This is a genomic window from Aeromicrobium ginsengisoli (assembly GCF_004134905.2).
In the GTDB taxonomy this organism is placed as follows: domain Bacteria; phylum Actinomycetota; class Actinomycetes; order Propionibacteriales; family Nocardioidaceae; genus Aeromicrobium; species Aeromicrobium ginsengisoli.
In genome coordinates, this window is sequence record NZ_SDPQ02000003.1 from 337729 (window position 1) to 357148 (window position 19420).

15 protein-coding genes are annotated in these 19420 nt (G+C 69.5%); 6 read left to right on the forward strand and 9 right to left on the reverse strand.

The features are described 5' to 3' along the window. Positions 1-76 precede the first annotated feature (76 nt). Positions 77-3310, forward strand: coding sequence for a fused isobutyryl-CoA mutase/GTPase IcmF (gene icmF, locus ESP70_RS14795; protein ID WP_149690086.1), 3234 nt, complete (start codon positions 77-79; stop codon positions 3308-3310). 74 nt (positions 3311-3384) lie between these two features. Next, positions 3385-5463, forward strand: a complete 2079-nt coding sequence (locus tag ESP70_RS14800) for an acyltransferase family protein (RefSeq protein WP_149690087.1) — start codon at positions 3385-3387, stop codon at positions 5461-5463. Here ESP70_RS14800 and ESP70_RS14805 read toward each other — a convergent pair whose 3' ends face one another. Next, positions 5464-6606, reverse strand: a complete 1143-nt coding sequence (locus ESP70_RS14805) for an acyl-CoA dehydrogenase family protein (protein WP_149690088.1) — start codon at positions 6604-6606, stop codon at positions 5464-5466. It abuts the gene before it with no gap. 89 nt (positions 6607-6695) lie between these two features. Between ESP70_RS14805 and ESP70_RS14810 the strand changes: the two genes are divergently transcribed. The 3 genes from ESP70_RS14810 (at position 6696) to ESP70_RS14820 (ending at position 8810) form a co-directional block, all read left to right on the forward strand. Then, complete coding sequence (locus ESP70_RS14810) at positions 6696-7415, forward strand: hypothetical protein (protein ID WP_149690089.1); 720 nt, start codon at positions 6696-6698, stop codon at positions 7413-7415. A 107-nt stretch (positions 7416-7522) separates the two neighbouring features. Next, on the forward strand, positions 7523-8032 hold the full coding sequence (locus ESP70_RS14815) for a hypothetical protein (protein WP_149690090.1): 510 nt from the start codon (positions 7523-7525) through the stop codon (positions 8030-8032). A gap of 19 nt (positions 8033-8051) precedes the next feature. Beyond that, positions 8052-8810 (forward strand): helical backbone metal receptor, encoded by a 759-nt coding sequence (locus ESP70_RS14820; protein WP_149690091.1) that lies wholly within the window; start codon positions 8052-8054, stop codon positions 8808-8810. Between the two features lie 9 nt (positions 8811-8819). On the opposite strand, the gene ESP70_RS14825 is transcribed toward ESP70_RS14820, so the two are convergent. The 8 genes from ESP70_RS14825 to ESP70_RS14855 form a co-directional block, all read right to left on the reverse strand. Then, on the reverse strand, positions 8820-10178 hold the full coding sequence (locus tag ESP70_RS14825) for an NAD(P)/FAD-dependent oxidoreductase (RefSeq protein ID WP_149690092.1): 1359 nt from the start codon (positions 10176-10178) through the stop codon (positions 8820-8822). An 86-nt stretch (positions 10179-10264) separates the two neighbouring features. After that, on the reverse strand, positions 10265-11149 hold the full coding sequence (locus ESP70_RS14830) for a hypothetical protein (protein WP_149690093.1): 885 nt from the start codon (positions 11147-11149) through the stop codon (positions 10265-10267). A 34-nt stretch (positions 11150-11183) separates the two neighbouring features. Continuing rightward, entirely contained in the window at positions 11184-13772 is a 2589-nt protein-coding gene (gene clpB / locus ESP70_RS14835) for an ATP-dependent chaperone ClpB (RefSeq protein ID WP_149690094.1), read from the reverse strand. A gap of 115 nt (positions 13773-13887) precedes the next feature. Further along, positions 13888-14037, reverse strand: coding sequence for a hypothetical protein (locus ESP70_RS20185; RefSeq protein ID WP_188110652.1), 150 nt, complete (start codon positions 14035-14037; stop codon positions 13888-13890). Positions 14038-14112: 75 nt separating this feature from the next. Then, the gene (locus tag ESP70_RS14840; RefSeq protein WP_149690095.1) at positions 14113-15681 is read right to left on the reverse strand and encodes an FAD-dependent oxidoreductase; all 1569 of its coding nucleotides are present in this window, start codon (positions 15679-15681) and stop codon (positions 14113-14115) included. Then, a complete protein-coding gene (locus ESP70_RS14845) occupies positions 15678-16550 on the reverse strand; it encodes an FAD:protein FMN transferase (protein ID WP_149690096.1) in 873 nt (290 codons plus the stop codon). Before ESP70_RS14845 ends, ESP70_RS14840 begins: the two co-directional genes overlap by 4 nt. Further along, the gene (locus ESP70_RS14850; RefSeq protein ID WP_149690097.1) at positions 16537-17001 is read right to left on the reverse strand and encodes a calcium-binding protein; all 465 of its coding nucleotides are present in this window, start codon (positions 16999-17001) and stop codon (positions 16537-16539) included. Before ESP70_RS14850 ends, ESP70_RS14845 begins: the two co-directional genes overlap by 14 nt. Before the next feature lie 132 nt (positions 17002-17133). Then, the gene (locus ESP70_RS14855) at positions 17134-18534 is read right to left on the reverse strand and encodes a phytoene desaturase family protein (protein ID WP_149690098.1); all 1401 of its coding nucleotides are present in this window, start codon (positions 18532-18534) and stop codon (positions 17134-17136) included. A 52-nt stretch (positions 18535-18586) separates the two neighbouring features. Between ESP70_RS14855 and ESP70_RS14860 the strand changes: the two genes are divergently transcribed. Continuing rightward, positions 18587-19408: an alpha/beta fold hydrolase gene (locus tag ESP70_RS14860; RefSeq protein WP_149690099.1), complete on the forward strand. Its 822-nt coding sequence runs from the start codon at positions 18587-18589 to the stop codon at positions 19406-19408. The last annotated feature ends 12 nt before the right edge of the window (positions 19409-19420 follow it).

Genomic DNA, 19420 nt, shown 5'->3' on the forward strand with positions numbered 1-19420 from the left:
ACCGAGTGGCAATTAGTTGGATGCCCGACTATTTTAAGACCTAGGAATATTCACCGCTGCACCGAGATCGAGGACCATGAGCGCGCACGACATGCACACGCCGAAGCATCCCGTACGTTTCGTCACCGCATCAGCCCTGTTCGACGGCCACGACGCATCGATCAACATCATGCGCCGCATCCTGCAGTCGCAGGGCGCCGAGGTCATTCACCTCGGGCACAACCGGTCGGTGCAGGAAGTCGTCGACGCCGCGATCGACGAGGACGTCCAAGGTGTCGCGGTCAGTTCCTACCAGGGCGGCCACGTCGAGTACTTCGAGTACCTCGTCGAGTCGCTGCGTGAGCGCGGCGCCGGACACGTCAAGGTGTACGGCGGCGGTGGCGGGGTCATCGTCCCCGAGGAGATCACCCGCCTCCGCGAGGCCGGCGTCACGATCTTCTCGCCCGAGGACGGCCAGCGACTCGGCCTCGCCGGCATGATCAACACGATGATCGAGGCGTGCGACGTCGACCTCTGGGAGGACCGCCAGATCGGCGCCGACGCGGTGCTGTCGGGCGACCGCGGCGCCCTCGCCCGCGCCGTCACGGGTGCTGAGCTCGGCCAGCTCGACGCCCACTTCATCGACACGATCCGCGCCGCATCCGACGCCTCCGGGACGCCGGTGCTCGGCATCACCGGCACCGGCGGCTCCGGCAAGTCCTCGTTGACCGACGAGCTCGTGCGCCGGTTCCGCCTCGACCAGCAGGACAAGCTGCGCATCGGCGTCATCGCCGTCGACCCGACCCGGCGCCGCGGCGGTGGTGCGCTCCTGGGCGACCGTATCCGGATGAACTCGCTGGACGGCGACCGCATCTACTTCCGTTCGCTCGCGACGCGTGGGAGCCACGAGCTGCCCGACTGCCTGCCGGTCGTCATCGACCTGCTCAAGGCCGCCGGCCACGACCTCGTGATCGTCGAGACCCCGGGCATCGGCCAGGGCGACGCGGCGATCGTCCCCTACGTCGACACGTCGATGTACGTCATGACGCCGGAGTTCGGCGCCGCCTCGCAGCTCGAGAAGATCGACATGCTCGACTTCGCCGACGTCGTCGCGATCAACAAGTTCGAGCGCCGCGGCGCCAAGGACGCCCTGCGTGACGTCGGCCGCCAGCTCGTGCGCAACCGTGAGGCATTCGGCAAGAAGCCCGAGGACATGCCGGTGTTCGGCACGTCGGCCGCGACGTTCAACGACGACGGCGTGACCGCGCTGTTCCAGCACCTCGTCTCGGTGCTCGAGCCCCAAGGACTCGCGGTCTCCGAGGGCATCCTCCCGCGCGCCGACGTGAAGTTCTCCAGCGGCATCGACCAGGTCGTGCCGCCCGAGCGCACGCGCTACCTGGCCGAGATCACCGAGGCCGTACGCGCCTATCACGCCACGACCGACGACCTCGTCGCCAAGGCGCGTCGGCTGCAGCGGCTCGAGGCCGTCGCATCCGAAGACCTTTCGACAAGCTCGAGGGACGAGCTGGCGGCTCTGGTCGACGACGCCCGCAAGCAGCTCCCGCACGAGGTCAAGGACCAGATCGTGGGCTGGCCCGCGGTCGTCGAGACGTACGCCGGTGACGAGCTCGTCGTGCGCATCCGCGAGACCGACAACCGCACGGCGCTGACCCGCGAGTCGCTGTCGGGCACCAAGGTGCGCCGGGTCAGCCTGCCCAAGCACACCGACCACGGCGACCTGGTCCGCTACTGGCGCACCGAGAACCTGCCGGGCCACTTCCCGTTCACCGCCGGCGTGTTCCCGTTCAAGCGCGACGGCGAGGACCCGGCCCGTATGTTCGCCGGTGAGGGCGACCCGTTCCGCACCAACCGCCGCTTCAAGCTGCTGTCCGAGGACGGCGATGCGACCCGGCTCTCCACGGCATTCGACTCCGTCACGCTCTACGGTCGCGACCCCGACCTGCGTCCCGACATCTACGGCAAGGTCGGCACGTCCGGTGTCTCGGTCGCAACGCTCGACGACATGAAGGCGCTCTACGACGGCTTCGACCTGATCGCGCCGTCGACCTCGGTGTCGATGACGATCAACGGCCCGGCGCCGACGGTCCTCGCGTTCTTCCTCAACACCGCGATCGACCAGCAGGTCGAGGTGTTCCGCGCCGAGCACGACCGCGAGCCCGACGCCGAGGAGTACGACGTCCTGCGGTCCTACGCGCTGCAGAACGTGCGCGGCACGGTGCAGGCCGACATCCTCAAGGAGGACCAGGGGCAGAACACGTGCCTGTTCTCCACCGAGTTCAGCCTGCGGATGATGGCCGACATCCAGGAGTGGTTCATCGAGCACCAGGTGCGCAACTTCTACTCCGTCAGCATCTCCGGCTATCACATCGCCGAGGCCGGGGCGAACCCCATCAGCCAGCTGGCGTTCACGCTCGCCAACGGGTTCACGTACGTCGAGGCCTATCTCGCGCGCGGCATGGACATCGACGACTTCGCACCCAACCTGTCGTTCTTCTTCTCCAACGGCATGGACGTCGAGTACTCCGTGCTGGGCCGGGTCGCCCGCCGCATCTGGGCCATCACGATGCGCGACAAGTACGGCGCCAACGAACGTTCGCAGAAGCTGAAGTACCACGTGCAGACCTCGGGGCGCTCGCTGCACGCGCAGGAGATGAGCTTCAACGACATCCGCACGACGCTGCAGGCGCTCATCGCGATCTACGACAACGCCAACAGCCTGCACACCAACGCGTACGACGAGGCCGTCACGACCCCGTCGGAGGAGTCCGTACGCCGGGCGCTGGCGATCCAGCTCGTCATCAACCGCGAGTGGGGCCTGGCGATGAACGAGAACCCGACGCAGGGCGCCTATGTCATCGACGAGCTGACCGACCTGCTCGAGGAGGCCGTGCTCGCCGAGTTCGACCGCATCAACGAACGCGGTGGCGTGCTCGGTGCGATGGAGACCGGCTACCAGCGCGGCCGCATCCAGGACGAGTCGATGCTCTACGAGCAGCGCAAGCACGACGGCTCGCTGCCGATCGTCGGCGTCAACACGTTCCGCAACCCGCACGCCGACGAGCTCGAGCCGCCGACGGTCGAGCTCGCCCGGGCGACCGAGACCGAGAAGTCCTCGCAGCTCGAACGCGTCCAGACGTTCCAGCAGACCCACCGCGATGAGGCCGCCGAGGCGATCGAACGGCTCAAGCAGGCGGCGATCCACCACGAGAACGTGTTCGCGGTGCTGATGGACGCGGCGCGGGTCTGCTCCCTGCAGCAGGTCACCGAGGCGTTCTTCGAGGTCGGGGGCCAGTACCGCCGCAACGTCTAGCTCCACCCGCCACAACCTTTCGGGGTCGGCGCGCATCTCTCGAGGTGACGACGTCGATCTCGGGAGGTTGCAGCATGACGGTGGTGGCGGAGCGGCGGGCGATCCCCGCGCGGACGCCCACGGCGAGGCCGTGGCGGCGGGACGACATCCAAGGGCTGCGGGCAGTCGCCGTGACGACGGTCGTGGCCTACCACGCGGGGATGCCGTTCGTGCCCGGTGGATTCGTCGGCGTCGACCTGTTCTTCGTGCTGTCGGGGTTCCTCATCACGCAGCTGCTGCTGCACGAGGTCACCACGACCGGCACCGTCAGCCTGCGCCAGTTCTGGGCGCGCCGGGCCCGCCGCATCATCCCGGTGTCGGCCCTCGTGCTGGTCACGACGATGCTCGCGGTGCGGGCGTTCATGAGCCCGCTCGACCGCAAGGCGATCGGCACGGATGTGCTGTGGTCGGCGCTGTTCTCCGGCAACTGGCGGTTCGCACAGCAACAGACCGACTATCTCGCGAGCGACCGCGACCCGTCGCCGGTGCTGCACTACTGGTCCCTCGGCGTCGAGGAGCAGTTCTACCTCGTCTGGCCCCTCCTGCTGGTCACCATCGCGGTCGTCTGGCGGCTCGCGGGCCGCAGCCGCAGGGCGTACGCGGTGATGTTCGGTGGCGCGTTCGCCGCATTGATCGTCGCGTCGCTGGCGTACTGCGTGCACACGACGGCGACGAATCAGCCGTATGCGTTCTTCGGCACGCCCGCTCGGGCCTGGCAGCTCGCAGCGGGTGCGCTCGTCGCGGTCGCGGTGCCGGCGCTCCTGCGACTGTCCGGCCGGGTCCGCGCGGTCCTCGGCACCACGGGCGTCGCGCTCTTCGCCCTGAGCGTGTGGCTGCTCGACGAGTCCGGCACGGGCGGCCTCGGCTATCCGTCGTGGCTCGCGGTCGCCCCGACCCTCGCCGGTGTCCTGCTTGTCGTCTCGGGCACGGGTCCGTACTCCCGCCTCAACCGACTGCTCTCGATCCGGCCACTGACGTACGTGGGTGACCTGCCGTTCTCGATCTACCTGTGGCACTGGCCGGTGCTGGTCATCGGCATGGTGGCGCTGGACTCGCGCGCCCTGCCCGTACGCCTCGGGCTCATCGCGCTCGCGCTCGGTCTCAGCGTCGCGAGTCACCGGCTCCTCGAGGAACCCGTCCGCCGCGCGCGTGTCCTCGCACGCCGGCCGCGGCTCAGCATCGCGATCGGTGCTGCGCTCGTTGCCGCGACCGTGCCGGTGGTCGCGTACGCATCACAGACCGAAACGATCGATCACGTCCTCGTGGCGCCCGAGCGCGCATCCGCAAGCACGCCGCTCGTCTCGCGACACGTCACGCCATCGCTCGAGGCGGCCGCCACCGACGCTGGTCCGTACAAGGATCTGGGCTGTCACGTCGGGTTCAAGCAGGTCACGCTCCCGGACTGGGGCACCTGCACGTTCGGCGACCCGGAGGCCCGCACGAGCGTGCTGGTGCTGGGCGACTCCATCGGTGGCGCCATCGCTCCCGCCGTCGTCGAGGCCGGCAGGCAGCACGGCTGGGCGGTGACCGTATGGGCCAAGAGTCGCTGCCCGATGGCCGACGTCACGAAGTACGACCCCGAGCTCGGCGGCGCCTACACCGCGTGCGACACGTTCCGCGCTGCCGCGCTGCAGGCGATCGAGCAGCGGCATCCCGATGTCGTCGTGCTGGCGATGAGCCGGCTCTCGACCGGCGAGCTGGCGACCGACGACGGCGTGGCCGACGGCCGCGATGCGGTGGACCTCGCGACGCGGGGCCTCGAGCGCACCATCGAACGGCTCCGCGCCGCGGACATCGGCGTCGTGCTGTCGGACTCGCCCAACCGGGCACCGTTCTTCCCCACGAGCTGCCTGGCCAAGACCCGCGACGCCGCCCGGTGCACGTTCCCGCTCGACCGTCAGCCGTCGGTCATGGCTGCCGCGGCCCAGGCGATGCCCGGCGAGGTCGACCTCGTCGAGGCGAACGCCACGGCGTGCCCCGGCAGCAGGTGCCTGCCGGTGGTCGGCAACGTCGTCGTCTACCGCGACAAGCTGCACTTCACGCGAACGTTCGCGCTGACCCTCGCGGGCCGCTTCGCCGCCGGCATCGAGTCGGAGCTGGCTCGGGGCCGATGATCAGCGGGCGAGGTCGCGGGCGATGACGAGGCGCTGGATCTGGTTGGTGCCCTCGAAGATCTGCATGACCTTGGCCTCGCGCATGTAGCGCTCGACCGGGAAGTCGCGGGTGTAGCCGGCACCGCCGAAGACCTGGACGGCGTCGGTGGTGACCTTCATGGCGTTGTCGGTGCACACGAGCTTGGCGATCGACGCCTGCCGGGAGAACTTCTGCCCGGCATCCTTCATCCGCGCCGCCGCCAGATAGGTCGCGCGTGCCGACTCGACCGCTGCGGCCATGTCGGCCAGCACGAAGCCGAGTCCCTGGTGGTCGATGATCGCCTTGCCGAACGTCTGGCGGTCCTTGGCGTACGCGATCGCGGCATCCAGTGCGCCCTGCGCCAGGCCCGTCGCGACGGCGGCGATGCCCAGGCGTCCGGAGTCCAGGCCGGCCAACGCGATCGGCAGGCCCTGGCCCTCGTCGCCGAGTCGCCGCTCGACCGGGATGCATACGTCCTCGAACAGCATCGTCGCGGTGGTCGAGCCCATCAGGCCCATCTTCTGCTCGGGGTGGTCCGCGGTCAGCCCGGGGGTGTCCGCGGGCACCAGGAAGCAGGAGATCCCGCGGCCGCCGTCGTCGGACGTACGGGCCATGACCTTGTAGAAGTCGGCCTTGCCGCCGTGTGTCGTCCACGCCTTCGCACCATTGAGGACGTACGAGTCACCGTCCCGCACCGCGCGGGTCCGCATCGCCGCCGGATCCGACCCTGCGTGCGCCTCGGACAGGCAGTACGCCCCGAGCAGCTCGCCCGACAGCATCTGCGGCAGCCACGTCTCCCGCTGCTCATCGGTGCCCGCGGTGAACAGGCCGAAGCACGACAACGCGTGCACGCTGACCCCGACGCCGACCGACGCCGAGACCGTCGCGATCTCCTCCAGCGCCTGCAGATAGACCTCGTACGACTGACCGCCGCCGCCGAACTCCTCGGGATACGGCAACGACAACAACCCGGCACGACCCAACGTCCGGAAGACCTCACGTGGGAACTCCCCCGACGCCTCGATCTGCGCCACCTTGGGCGCGAGCTCCTTGGCCACGATGTCCCGCGTCAACGCGATCAGGTCAGCGGACTCCTCGGACGGCATCAGACGAGTGGCGGGCATGTGGCTCCTTGATCAGGTCAGCGGGCGAGTCCAGACTACGGCTGCCTCGTTGACGAGCGAACCCTCCCACGGAGGTCTAGCGTTCGGGTATGGCCAGCCCCAAGTCAGCCGCGGAGAAGGAGCTCGAGGCGCGGCGCAACGCGAACGGCGAGAACCGCCTGCCGCCCGCAGCGGCCATCATCACGGCTGTCCTGACGTACGCCTTGCTGCCGGCGTCCTTGCTCGTGGCACCGCGGTTCGTCATCCCCGGCATCGAGGTCGCGCTCCTCGTCGCCCTCATCGCGACGAATCCGCGCCGGATGACCCGCGAGACCCGGTGGTCCCGGGCGGCCTCGATCACCCTTGCGTGTCTGATGATCCTCGCGAACATGGTCGCGCTCGGCATGCTGGTCCACTCCATGACCGAGAAGAGCTCGTCCGGTGAGCCGCTCCTGTTGGCCGCGATGCAGGTGTGGGTGACCAACGTCATCGGCTTCGGGCTGCTGTTCTGGGAGCTGGATCGAGGTGGTCCGGTCGCCCGACGCGTCAAGACTCATCACGAGATGGCCGCGGCCGACTGGCGATTCTCGCAGGACGAGAACCACGATGCCGTCGAAGAGGTCGCCGCGACCGCGAGCCGCAACTCTGGTTGGATCCCGACGTTCGTCGACTACCTCTACGTCTCGCTGACCAACTCCAGCGCGTTCAGCCCGACCGACACGATGCCACTCAGCTCGCGGGCCAAGGTGCTGATGGGCGCCGAGGCGACCGCCGCCCTGCTCACCTCGCTGCTGGTCATCGCACGAGCGGTCGGCTCGCTCGAGGGCTGACCTCGCGGCCGGGCTCGACGTGTGATCGACCCAGAACCGGGTATTCCCCTGGGGATAGCGGCACGTACGCCTTCAGGACGCGCGCCGCTCGAGAGAGGGAGACCGACATGGACGACATCAACTGGTGGGTGTGGGTACTCATCGCCATCGCCGTCATCGCACTGATCGCGATCATCGGCGTCACGCTGCGCAACCGCGCCAACGTCAAGGCGGTGCAGCGCGACCGCTTCCGCGCGGGTCAGCTCCGCGAAGAAGCCGAGGTCAGCGCCGTCGAGGCCAGCCGTCGTGAGGCCGATGCCGCCGCGGCGCGTGCCGAGGCGGAGCAGGCCCGGATCGCCGCCGAGCAGCTCGAACGCCAGGCGCAGGGGCACGAGCGCGACGCCGGACAGGTGCGCGCCGAGGCCGGCGAACGGCTCGCCGAGGCGGACCAGATCGACCCTGACATCGACGACGACGGCCTCGCGGACCGCGACCCGGCCGGCGCCAGGACGAACGACCTGGCGGATGACCGGTTCACCGACGACCGGCTCAACGACGATCAGGCCGCCGGCGACCAGCTCACCGACGACCGGCCCGCCGGCGACCACGTGCGCGACACCCACCGCGACGTCCCGTAGGGCTGCCTAGAGTGAAGCCATGACGAGCGCGACGGACGACCTCGGCCACGTGGTCGAGGTCGTCCGTCCGGCGCGGCGCGTGGTCTCACTCGTCCCGTCGCTCACCGAGGCCGTCGCGGCGACCCGGCCCGAAGCGCTGGTCGGCGCCACCGACTGGTGCACGCATCCCGCCGAGCTCGACGTCACCCGCGTCCGCGGCACCAAGAACCCCGACCGCGCCGCGATCGTGGCCCTCGAGCCGGACCTCGTGCTGGCCAACCGCGAGGAGAACCGCGAGCTCGACGTACGACGGCTCCGCGACGCGGGCATCGCCGTGTGGGTCACGGTCATCGAGACGGTCGACGAGGCATTCGCGTCGATGGAGCGGATGTTCACCGAGGCGCTCGGCTGGGGCACCCCGGACTGGCTCGACGAGGCCCGGGCGGTGTGGGCCGAGCCCGCGCCCGACTCCGGCCGACGGGTGGCGATCCCGATCTGGCGCGACCCGTGGATGGTCGTGGGCGGTCGTACGTTCACCGGCGACCTGGTCGGCCGGCTCGGGCTCGTCAACGCGTTCAGCGACGGTGACGAGCGCTATCCCAAGGTCGAGCTCGCCGACATCGACTCTCCCGACGTCGACCTCGTGCTGCTGCCCGACGAGCCGTACGTCTTCACCGCCGACGACGGGCCCGAGGCGTTCAGCCACACGCCGACCCGGCTCGTGTCCGGGCGATCGCTCACCTGGTACGGGCCGTCGATGCTGACCGCCCGCGCCGAGCTCGAGTCGACGCTGGACTAGGGCGCTGGACTAGGGCCTCTTGGCCGTCGCCTTGCGGGCGGCCGCGCGCGACACGGCCTTGCGGGGCTCGCGCGCCTCGACCGTCACGGGCTTGAGCGCAACGACCGGGGGCGTCTCGCCGACGATCGCGTTGTGGCTGCCCCAGACGAGGTACTTGGCCGTCAGGTTGATCATCGTGGCGAACCGGTTGCGGTTGCCGAGCAGCGTCGCGACGTGCAGGCCGACCCAGATGACCCAGGCCGGGAAGCCCGTCAGTCGCGGCAGGAACTTGATCTCGGCGACAGCGGACGACCGCCCGATCGTCGCCATCGTGCCCTTGTCCTTGTACTTGAAAGGCTTGACCGTCTTGCCGGCGAGCTCGGCCTTGATGACCTTGGCGACGTGCTTGCCGCCCTGGATCGCCGGCTGCGCGAGCTGCGGGAGCGGCTCGTCGGGACTGATCGAGACGTCGCCGATCGCGAAGACGTCCTGCATGCCCTTGACCCGGAGGTGCTCGTCGGTCTCGATGCGGCCACCGCGACCCTGCGGCACGGCCCAGTCCTGGACCGTCGGGTGCGCCGTGATGCCACTGGCCCACACGACGATGCCGGCGGGGAGGAACTCCTGCTCGCCGTTGTGCTCCACGAGCACACCGTCCTCGCGGACCTCCTTGACGGCGGTCTCGAGGCGCAGGTCGACGTCACGCTTGTTGAGCGACTTCTTGGCGTAGTCACGCAGCTTGGGGTGGAACGGGCCCAGCACGTGCGGCATCATCTCGATCAACGTGATGTGCACGCGCTTGCGGTCGAGCTCGGGGTAGGTGACCGGCATGTCGTTGTTGCGCAGCTCGGCGAACGCGCCGGCGGTCTCGACACCGGTGGCGCCGCCACCCACGACGATGATGCGCAGGTCGCGGTCCTGGCCGTTGACCGCGGCGTCCTCGAGGGCGGCGAACATCTTGTCGCGCACCGCGAGTGCCTGCGAGCGGCGGTAGAGCGGCATCGCGAGCTCGGCGGCGCCGGGGATGCCGAAGAAGTTGGCGGTCACGCCCACGGCGATGACCAGGTAGTCGTACTTGACCTCGACCCCGCCGTCGAGCTTGAGCGTCTTGGCCTCGTGGTCCATCGACTCGACGAGGCCCTTGAGGAAGCGCACGTTGCTCTGCTTGGACCGGATCGCGCGGAGGAACCACGTGATGTCGCCGGGGTTGAGGCTCGCGGTCGCCACTTGGTAGAGCAGCGGCTGGAACGTGTTGTAGGTGTGACGGTCGATCAGTGTCACGTCGACGTCGGCGCGCTTGAGCTTGCGGACCGCAGCGATGCCGCCGAATCCGCCTCCGACCACGACGACGTGGGGGCGTTTCTGACCGGGAGCGGTGCTGTCTGGCATGCCTTCAGTCTATCGACCCGGAGGTGGGCGACGCACATCGCGGGCGGGCTCTGTGACCACTCTCATGTCTGGACAAAGTGGCAGGGTCAGTCACGGCGACGGCGGCGTACGAGAAGCACCGTCGAGACCAGGATCGCGACGAGGCAGAGCGGCAGCACGACCCATGAGAGCACGGCGAGATCGTGGTAGCTGTCGCGGACCTCGGCCTCCGAGAGATTCATCCAGTTCATGCCGGAGTCGAGCTGCTGCTGGACGAGCTCCTCGCGCGCGACGCCGTACATGACGAGGAAGAACGCACAGCCAGCGGCGACGATCGACGAGATGATCAGCGCGATGATCGAGAGGACCTTGATCGGGTCGGTGGGGGCCGGCGGACGTGACGCGTACGCCTGTGGATGCGGCGCCCACTGCGGCGGTTGCTGAGCCGGCCACTGCTGTGGCGCGCCAGGGTCCTGCGCTGCGGGAGGTCCTGCGGGAGGCGTCGGTGGGAGCGGGGGCGGCCACTCGGTCGAGCGCGCCGGCGCCGGCTCCTTGCCGCTCAGCAGGTCGAACCACCGACGGACGTCGGGGTGCCAGAGCTGGAACACGCAGAACAGCGCGAGGAGGCTCACGACGACTGAGGCGATCGAGTCCTGCAGCATCCCGACCACCGCGAGAATCGGCGTCACGATCGTCAACATGATGCGACTGACGGCGTGACCCATCGCGGTGTAGATCGCGAACACGAGCACCACGGCGCCCAGGAACGCGAAGACGCCGAGGAAGATCCGGAAGATCAGCTCGGCGTCGCCGCGGTCGACCCCGTCCTTGACCAACGGGTCGGTGAACCTCGCGACCCGCTCCTGGCCCTCGGTGGAGTACCAGTCGGTCAGGACCAGCAGGGCCTGCACGACCTGGAAGACCCCGATGGCACCGAGATAGAGGCAGGTCGACACCAGCCGGTGCGGGCGCGCGGGACGGTCCTCGGTCATGCCCTCCATCCCACCATCACGGTGGTGACGCGCCTCAGGCGGCCTTGACCGTCAGCTCGTCCGCGTCGGGAGCGCGGTCGACCACGACGGTGTCGCCGTCCCGCACGTCGCCGGCCAGCAGCGACCGCGCGAGCCGGTCGCCGATCGCCTGCTGCACGAGCCGGCGCAGCGGCCGGGCGCCGTACGCGGGATCCCACCCGGTGAGGGCGAGCCACTCCCGCGCCGCCGCCGTGACGTCCAGCGTGATCCGCCGGGCCGCCAGCCGCTTGGCCAGCGCCGACACCTGCAGGTCCACGATGTGGGCCAGCTCGTCGGTGCCGAGGGCGTCGAACATCACGATCTCGTCGAGCCGGTTGAGGAACTCCGGCTTGAACGACGCCTTGACCACGTCCATGACCGCCGAACGCTTGGCGGCATCGTCCAGCGCAGGATCGCTCAAGAACGCCGAACCGAGGTTGGACGTCAGGATCAGGATCACGTTGCGGAAGTCGACCGTACGACCCTGGCCGTCCGTCAGGCGCCCGTCGTCGAGCACCTGCAAGAGGATGTCGAACACCTCGGGATGCGCCTTCTCGACCTCGTCGAGCAGGACGACCGAGTAGGGCCGGCGGCGCACGGCCTCGGTCAGCTGGCCGCCCTCGTCGTAGCCGACATAACCCGGAGGCGCACCGACGAGTCGGCTGACCGAGTGCTTCTCGGAGTACTCGCTCATGTCGATGCGGATGATCGCGCGCTCGTCGTCGAACAGGAACTCCGCCAGTGTCTTGGCCAGCTCGGTCTTGCCCACGCCGGTCGGGCCGAGGAACAGGAACGAGCCGGTCGGCCGGTCGGGGTCGGAGATGCCGGCACGCGAACGGCGTACGGCATCGGAGACCGCCACGACCGCGGTCCGCTGGCCGACGAGCCGCTTGCCGAGCTCGTCCTCCATGCGCAGCAGCTTGCCGGTCTCGCCCTCGAGCAGACGCCCGGTGGGGATGCCGGTCCACGCCGCGACGACCTCGGCGACGTCGTCGGCACCGACCTCTTCGTGCACCATCGAGTCGCCCTCTTGAGCCGCCTCGGCGGCCTGGGCGTCCTCGAGCTGCCGTTCCATGGCGGGGATCTCGCTGTAGATCAGGCGGCTCGCGGTGTCCATGTCACCTTCGCGCTGGGCGCGCTCGGCCTGGCTGCGGACCTCGTCGATCCGCTCCTTGATCTCGCCGACCGCGTTGAGGGCCTGCTTCTCGCGCTCCCACCTGGTCTCGAGCGCCCGCAGCGCCTCCTGCTTGTCGGCGAGCTCGACGCGGAGCTTGTCGAGGCGTTCGCGACTGGCGGCGTCGGCCTCCTTGTCGAGGTGCAGCTCCTCCATGCGGAGCCGGTCAACGGCACGGCGGAGCTCGTCGATCTCGATCGGGCTCGAGTCGATCTCCATGCGGAGCCGGCTGCTGGCCTCGTCGATCAGGTCGATCGCCTTGTCGGGCAGCTGGCGGCCCGGGATGTAGCGGTCCGACAGCGTCGCGGCGGCGACCAGGGCGGCATCGGAGATCGACACCTTGTGGTGCGCCTCGTAGCGCTCCTTGAGGCCACGCAGGATCGCGATCGTGTCCTCGGGGCTCGGCTCGCCGACGAACACCTGCTGGAAGCGGCGCTCGAGGGCGGGGTCCTTCTCGATGCGCTCGCGATACTCGTCGAGCGTCGTCGCGCCGATCATGCGCAGCTCGCCGCGAGCCAGCATCGGCTTGAGCATGTTGCCGGCATCCATCGCGCTGTCGCCGCCGGCACCCGCGCCGACGACGGTGTGCAGCTCGTCGATGAACGTGATGACCTGGCCTTCGGACTCCTTGATCTCGGTCAGCACGGCCTTGAGGCGTTCCTCGAACTCGCCGCGATACTTCGCGCCGGCCACCATCGCGGCCAGGTCGAGCGAGATGAGCCGGCGGCCGCGCAGCGACTCCGGCACGTCGCCCGCGACGATGCGCTGCGCCAGGCCCTCGACGACGGCGGTCTTGCCGACGCCAGGCTCGCCGATCAGGACGGGGTTGTTCTTGGTACGCCGGGACAGCACCTGCACGACGCGACGGATCTCGCTGTCGCGGCCGATGACCGGGTCGAGCTTGCCCTCGCGCGCGACCGCGGTGAGGTCGACGCCGTACTTCTCGAGGGACTGGTAGGTGTCCTCCGCATCGGCGCTGGTCACGCGGGCGCCACCGCGGACGGCGTCGAACGCGGCCTGCAGCGACTCGGCGGTCGCGCCGGCATCCGTCAGCAGGGCCTTCGCCGCCGACTCGACGGTTGCGATGCCGACGACCAGGTGCTCAGTCGAGACGAAGTCGTCACCGAGCTGGTCGGCGAGGTCCTTGGCGCGCTGCAGCACCTCGTGGCTCGCGCGCGACAGGCCGGGGTTCTGCACGCTGGCGCCGCTGGCCGACGGCAGCGTGTCGAGCGCCGACTTGAGCCCGGCACGTACGGCCTGGGCGTCGACGCCGGCCGCCTGGATGAGCGGACCAGCGGTGCCGCCGTCCTGCGTCAGGAGGGCGGACAGAAGGTGGGCCGGCTCGACCGCGGGGTTGCCCGCGGCGGCGGCAGCAGAGATCGCGCTGCCCAGCGCTTGCTGGCTGCGCGTCGTGAACGTGGCAAGGTCCATGGTGGTTCTCCTGGAATGGAACGAATGTCACTCATCTCAACACCCGCAAAGTTGAGTCCATTCCTATCAACTTCACCGAAGCGGCGCCAAGGGACCTTGGTCTCGGGTTTCCGGCTCAGCCGTCGCCGTACGGCAGATCGGTCTCGGGCTGGCTCGAGGTCCGCGGATCGCGGACCGGTTCGTCACCCCCGCGGTCGCGCACGCTGGGCGCGTCGTGCGCCTCTTGCCGTTCGGGCTCGAGGAACTCGGCTGGCATCTCGGACATGCCCCTCCTTGGGACGCAAGGATGTGTCCTGCATCACACTAGGTCGGCGCGGGGCTGCCAGCAAGGACCGCCCGGTCAGTAGCCGGTGAAGTAGTCCGTCTTGACGCTCTTGCACCGCTTCGCCAGACCCGGGCGCACGGCGTTGACCATCGCCGGCGGCCCCGAGACGTACGCCGTGCGGTCGGCCAGGTCCGGCACGGCCTCGGCGATCAGCTCGGGCGAGAGGAACGGCGCCTCGACGTACGTCCAGCTGTCCGGCAGTCCGCTCGGCGCGGCGGGTCCGACGAGCACGACCCGGACGCCTGCGAGCTCCTCGACGAACGGCACCTCGTCGGGCGACGAGACGCCGTAGACCAGCACCGCGTCACGCGACGACTCGTGCCGCAGCTGGCTGAGGAACGGCGTGATGCCGATGCCACCCGCGACCATCAACAGCGGCTCCGACGAGTCCGACGGCAGCAGGAAGTCGCCGCCGATGCCCGTCGCGTGGACCGTGTCGCCGGGCTCGAGGGCCAGCAGCGCCTTCTTGAAGCTCGACGAATCCTCCGGGACGCGCAGCGCGAACGAGACCCGCCCTTCGGCGTTCGGCGGCGAGCTGATGCTGAACGAGCGACGACTGCCGCGCCCGTCGACCCCGGAGTGCGGCACGGTGAGCTCGGCGAACTGGCCGGGCTCGAACGACACCGGCCGCTTGGCCCGGAATGTCAGCTCGCGCGTCTCGGGCGTGAGCACCCGGCTCCCCTCGAGCACGAACGTGACGCCGTGCCGGCGGGCGAAGGCGAACGCCAGCAGGTTGCCGATCAGCAGCGCCAGCTGCTGGCTCACCCCGATTCCGTCCACGTTGACGGGCGTCTTGTCGAGCAGCGCGATCCATTGGGGGTACGAGATCACCACGGCGACGACGGCCGCGACGATCAGCTGCTGGCGGCGGCGCGGCGGGAGCGTCAGCGGCTCGCTCAGCATGAACCCGGCGATGAAGACGAGGGCGACGGAGTAGGCCGTGGTCTTGAGGGCCGCGTCGAACGGCTGGTCGTAGCCGGACGCGAAGCCCCACACGGTCAACGCACCGGCGATGACGATGAAGACCGCACCGAGGTCCAGGCGACGGGTCCGCCACAGGATGAGGAAGGCGCCGACCGCGACGTACGGCAGCAGCGTCTTGGAGGCGGCCCACCAGGTCGGGTCGACCGTGGTCTCGCGGTTCACGACGTGCTGGAGCACCACGATGAGGAACGCCCCGGCCGCGGCGGGGTTGAACATGTGCCGCCCGCGCCACGCGAGGGCGTATTTCGACAGGTTCGCCAGGACGGCGCCGCCGGCGAGCCACAGCAAGGTCACCCCGTCGGTCGTCGGCCAGAACAGGAACCACAGGAGCAGCGCCGTGATGATCGACGACTCCCCGTGCGGCCTGATGTGCCAGATGAGCCCGCACGCGCGGTTGCTGACGTAGGAGGCGACGAGCAGCACGGCCAGCGTGACGAGCTCGGCCTTGACCGTGAACGGATCGGTGAACGTCCCGCCTGCGGTGTAGGCGATCATCACGGCGGCCAGCGCGAGGAGCACGATCGTGACGAGGCGATACATCGTCACCCGGCCGAGCTGGCGGTCGAGCAGGTCGCGCGGGTCAAGCTTCGCGGCGGTCATGAGAACACCTCTCCAGGAAAGTTGGGGGATTGCTCGACCCGGCCATCAGCGTGCATGCGTACGAACTCGTGGTCGAAGCGTGACACGAGGCGGGCCGGATCGGCGAGGAAATGGGCGGTGGCAAGACCGTCGGCGAGCAGGCACGAGTCCGCGACGACCCAGGTCGCGACGATGTCGCGGGTTGGCCGGCCCGTACGCCCGTCGAGCACATGGTGCAGCCCGTCGCCCCACGCGCGCCGGTTGGTGGCCGAGGCGCACAGGGCTTGCCCGTGCGACAGCTCGGCGATCCCGATCGCGCGGGTCACGTCGCCGGGATGCTCCAGGGCGACCCGCAACGGGTCACCGAGACGGTGCAGCAGGTCGCCGCTCGCGTCGATCGTGAAGTCCTCGGCGCCGTGCGACATCAGCACACCCGCGACGAGGTCGACGAGGTGTCCCTTGCCGGCGGCGCCGACGTCGAGCAGCACCGGCTCTCGAGTGACAAGAGAGGGATAGCTCCACTCGATCGAGTCCCACGCCGGCACCGCGGCAGGCACGGCGACGGGGCGCAGCGAGTACGTCTCGTCATAGCCGAGATCGGCGAGCGTACGCCCGACCAACGGTGTCACCGCACCGTCCGTGACCTCGTGCAGGGCGACGTAGAGGTCGAGCAGGGCCCGCGAATCGGGGTCCAGCACCCAGGTGCCGCCCTCGACGGCGATCCGGGAGACCACCGAGTCGCTCCGGAACCGTGACCACACCGCGTCGAAGTCATCGATGCGGGCGGTCACGGCCGCGGCGACGTCCCGGGCGATCGGCTCGGCGGTGTCGATCTGCCACGCCGTGCCGATCGCCGCGAAACGCCAGGCGGCCGGCTCAGGCCTTGGCATCGGCTTTGATCTCGTCGATCGCCTTGTCGAAACCGAGGTGCGTCAGGGACGAGCCCGCGACCTTGTCGACCTTCACGTCGTCGAGGCTCTTGCCGACGACCTCGGCCGAGATGCCGCTGGCGAACTTCTCCTGGAAGCTCTTGGACGTGCCGTCCGTGGCCTCGGGAATCACCTCGACCTTGCTGATCGCGTTGTCGGCGAGCGTGAGCTCAACCTTGACCTTCGACTCGCCACCGGGGTTGACGTAGCTCGCCTCGGCCTCGTAGTCGCCGTTCTTGTAGGTGGATGCTGCCGCGTCCGACGAGTCGTCGGTGGTGGCGGACGGCGCCGCGGACGAGCTGGGCGTGCTGGACGCGTCGTCGCTGCCGCCACTGCCGCAGGCCGCGGTGAGCAGCATGACTGAGGCGGCTGCTGCCGCGGAGAGCATCTTCTTGTGCGCTGGGAGTTTCATCGGTCGGGCTCCTGGGCTCGAGGGTATGGAATCAGCGTGCAATGGGTAGAACGGATCAGATTGGCTGAACGTTCAACCGTATGAACGGGACCCTCGCAGGGGGAGTTCCACCCTGTGAGTCTTGTTACAGACTCACAGGTTCCGCACAGCCGCGGTGGCCGCATGGAACCCGCCCATGCCGTGGACGCCACCGCCGGGAGGTGTCGAGGCCGAGCAGATGTAGAGCCCCTTGGCCCCGAGCGAGTAGGGATTGGGCGAGAACCGCGGTCGCATGACGAGCTGCCACGCATCGTTGGCGCCGCCGCCGATGTCGCCTCCGGCATAGTTCGCGTTGTGCGCCTCGAGCTGCGCCGGACCCGCCGTGGTCGTCGCGACGATGCGGTCGCGGAAGCCGGGGGCGAAGCGCTCGATCTGGTCGGTGATCGCCTCGGTGGCGTCGCCCGTGTAGCCGTTCGGGACGTGCGCGTACGACCACACGGGGTGCACGTCGCCGGCCGAGCGGCCGGGGTCGGCGAGGTACTGCTGGCAGACCAGGACGAACGGGCGGTCAGGCATCCGGCCGGCATGGACCTCGCGCTCGGCGGCGTTGAGCTCCTCGAGGGTGCCGGCGAGGTGCAGGGTGCCGGCCTTGCGCGCCCACTCGTTGGTCCACGGGACACCGCCCTCGACCGCGAAGTCGACCTTGAAGACTCCCGGGCCCGACCGCCACCGTTTGAGCGGCCGGCGTACGCGACCGGGCAGCGCGTCGCCCGCGATCCGCAGCGCTCCTGCCGGCGAGGTGTCGAAGATGACGATGTCGGCCTGGGGCAGCTCGCTGACTTCGTGACCCGTCTCGATGCGTCCGCCGTGCTCGACGACGTCGGCCGCCAGAGCGCGGGCGATCGCCGCAGAGCCACCCTTGGCCACCGGCCAGCCGTACGCATGACTGGTCAGGCCGAACATCAGACCGAGGCCGCCAGTCGTCGGCCGGTTCAAGGGATAGATCGCGTGCGCCGCCAACCCGGCGAACAGCCCGCGCGCCTCGTCGGTCTGCCAACGTTTGGCGATCCACGAGGCCGGCTGCAGGGCACGCATGCCGAACTTGGCCATCATGATCGGATGCTTCGGGACGTGCACGATCGGCCGGAACAGCTCGCCGATCAGCTCGTCGCTCGCCGCGGCCAAGGGGGCGTACAGCTTGCGCCACGCCTTGCCGTCGACGCCGAGACCCTCGACCGTGCGGTCGAGATCGCGGAACAGCACGCCGGCCCGGCCGCCGTCGAGCGGATGCACCGCGTCGACCTCCGGCCAGAGCCACTCGAGGCCGTGGCGTTCGAGGTCGAGCGACCGGAAGAACGGTGACGCGACCCCTGTCGGATGGGTCGCGCTGCAGATGTCGTGCAGCACGCCCGGCACGTTGAGCTCCGCCGACCGGGTGCCGCCGCCGATCTCGTCCTCGGCCTCCAGCACCGTCACGTCGATCCCGGCACGCGCCAGCACGACAGCGGCGGCCAGCCCGTTGGGCCCGGAACCCACGACAACGGCAGTGGTCATGTGTTCAACGTAGTCGCCATCGTCCGAGGCCGTACGGCCCTAGGGTGACTGGATGCTGGTCGATCACGATGTACCGACGATCCTGGGCCGGATCCGCGTACGCACCGACGGCGACGGGCCGGCGATGCTGATGTGGCCGAGCCTCCTGATGGACGGCAGCCTGTGGGCCGCACAGGCCGCCCACTTCGCCGACCGGTTCACCGTGCTCGTCGTCGATCCGCCCGGGCATGGCGACAGCGAGCCGCTCACTCGCGGGTTCAGCTTCGACGAGTGCGCCACGGTCATCGAGCAGGTGCTCGACCACGTCGGGGTGACGCGTGCGCACGTCCTCGGCAACTCCTGGGGCGGCATGATCGGCGGCACATTCGCGGCTCTGCACCCCGACCGCGTCGGCGCCTCGGTGCTGATGAACGCCACCGCGACGACCGCCGGCCGCTATCAGCGGATCGAGTACGCGGCGATGCTGCAGACTGCCCGCCTCCTGCACGGCATCAAGCCGCCGTTGACCCGCTCGGTGCTCAAGGCCTTCCTGGGACCGACGAGCCTGCGCACACGCAGCGACGTCGTACGCGCCGTCCGGACGTCGCTGTCAAAGGTCGACATGACATCGGCGACCTGGGCCGTACGCAGCGTGGTCCCCGAGCGGCCCGACCAACGCGAGCTGTTCGCGCGCATCAGCACTCCGGTGCTCGTGATCGCCGGCGACGAGGACGCCACGTTCCCGGTCGCGGAGAACCGCGCGATGGCCGAGTCGATCCCCGGCGCAGACTTCGTCGTGATCGACGGCGCCGCCCACCTCGCTGCGCTGGAGGTGCCCGACCAGGTCAATGCGCTGGTCGACGACTACGTTGTGAGACACCCGCTCGACATGTGAGCCGCGCCACAA